Genomic DNA, 1,578 nt, shown 5'->3' on the forward strand with positions numbered 1-1,578 from the left:
CGACGCCCTGCGATCGTTCGATCTGGCGCCGCGCCATCTGTCGTTGTTGACGTACGTGCTGTTCGACGGGCCGCTCACGGTCAACGAGCTGGCGAGGCGACTGGAGGTGGCGCCGACCACCGTGAGCCTGATGATCGGCGACCTCAGCCGCCAGGGCGTCCTGGAACGCCGCACCGACGACAACGACCGGCGGCGCACCCTCGTCGCGATCGCCGACGCGCACCGAAAGGCGGTGGCGGACTGGCTCGGTGGCGCGGATCGGGGGTGGCGCGCCGCGCTGGGCCCGCTGACTGCGGAGCAGCGGGCCCTGGTCATCGCGACACTGCGCGCCTACGAGGAAGCGGTCTCCGCCGGCTGACGTCGAAAGGGCCTGTCAGGGCTCGAGATCGACGACCCCGGTGCCGCTCGCGATGTCGAACGGCACCGACACCTGGTCGTGCACGATCAGCCAGGTGCCGTCGATCTTGCGCATTCCGTAGGTGACCCGGACCCACATACCGCTGTTGGCCACCCCGTTCTTCATCGTGCCGTGCAGCCGGGCGAAGGCGTGCCCGAATGCCACGTCCTCGCCCACGGTGAACGTCAGATCGCGAATCTCGTAGTCCACGTTCTCGAAGAACAGGAAAACCTTGGCCCAGTTGTCGAGTTTCGCGGCGATCCCGACGTGCTGGAGTGGCGGTTCGACATCGAAGGACACGACGTCGGTCGCGTACGCCTGCCGCACGGCGTCGAGATCCTTGGCGCGCAGTCCGTCGGCCACCCGGTCGATTTGGCGGCGGATCTCGGCTTCGTCGGCCGCGAGCCGGTCGGCGCGGGACTGAAAGTCGTTGGATACGGTCATGTTCGGCTCCTCAGGAATTGGCGAGAGTGGTTTCGGCGCCGGCCCGCAGCGGGGCCAGTGCGGTGCTCCACGCGACGACTTGGTCCAGTGTTTTGTCCAGCGCGGCGGCGTGATGGTCACGCGGGGTGAACGTGGTGTGGTTCTCGAAATCGGTGAGCACCGAGATCGAGACCTGGTAGCCCACATCGGCCATCCCCAGCGAGCTGCAGACCGCCCGCAGCTGCACGACCGCGCGGGCGCCGCCGTTCGCGCCGTAGGAGACGAATCCGACCGCCTTGTCGACCCACTCGGCGAAGACGTGATCGAGGGCGTTCTTCAGCACCCCCGGCATCCCGCCGTTGTATTCGGGGGTCACCAGCACGAAACCGTCCAACGGTGCGATCCGCTCGGCCCAGGCCCGGGTGTGCGCGTGCACCGAGGGGCCGAACATCGGCGGCACCGGCTCGTCCAGATGCGGCAGCGGGTGATCGCGCAGATCGATCAGTTCGAACTCGGCATCGCCGCGACGCGATGCCGAGTCCAGAACCCACTGCGCGATCTGGGCACCGTTGCGGTTGGGGCGGGTACTGCCGAGGATGATGCCGATTCTGGTCATGTCCGGAGCTCCTGGATGGCTGAAAACTGGTACGTCCTTTCGACGACGCAGCCGTCCGGAATGTCAGGCGATGGTTGTGCCCGGCGGCTCGCGGGCGTGACGGTGGGCCGGGACCCGGTTGCGCGGTGTGGGGATCGGCGCT

3 protein-coding genes are annotated in these 1,578 nt (G+C 67.9%); 1 reads left to right on the top strand and 2 read right to left on the bottom strand.

The genetic code is table 11. The annotated features are described in order from the left end of the window. Positions 1 to 358, top strand: a 358-nt coding sequence (locus tag ACGF5C_RS34440; protein ID WP_393308552.1) for a MarR family transcriptional regulator, incomplete at its 5' end; no start/stop codon positions are given. Between the two features lie 15 nt (positions 359 to 373). On the opposite strand, the gene ACGF5C_RS34445 is transcribed toward ACGF5C_RS34440, so the two are convergent. Together ACGF5C_RS34445 and ACGF5C_RS34450 are read right to left on the bottom strand one after the other, a co-directional pair. Further along, positions 374 to 841 (bottom strand): nuclear transport factor 2 family protein, encoded by a 468-nt coding sequence (locus tag ACGF5C_RS34445; protein WP_030518361.1) that lies wholly within the window; start codon positions 839 to 841, stop codon positions 374 to 376. 10 nt (positions 842 to 851) lie between these two features. Next, on the bottom strand, positions 852 to 1,436 hold the full coding sequence (locus ACGF5C_RS34450) for an NADPH-dependent FMN reductase (RefSeq protein ID WP_393308554.1): 585 nt from the start codon (positions 1,434 to 1,436) through the stop codon (positions 852 to 854). Positions 1,437 to 1,578: the final 142 nt, after the last annotated feature.

The sequence above is a fragment of the Micromonospora sp. NPDC047620 genome (genome assembly GCF_043205005.1).
Lineage (GTDB): Bacteria > Actinomycetota > Actinomycetes > Mycobacteriales > Micromonosporaceae > Micromonospora.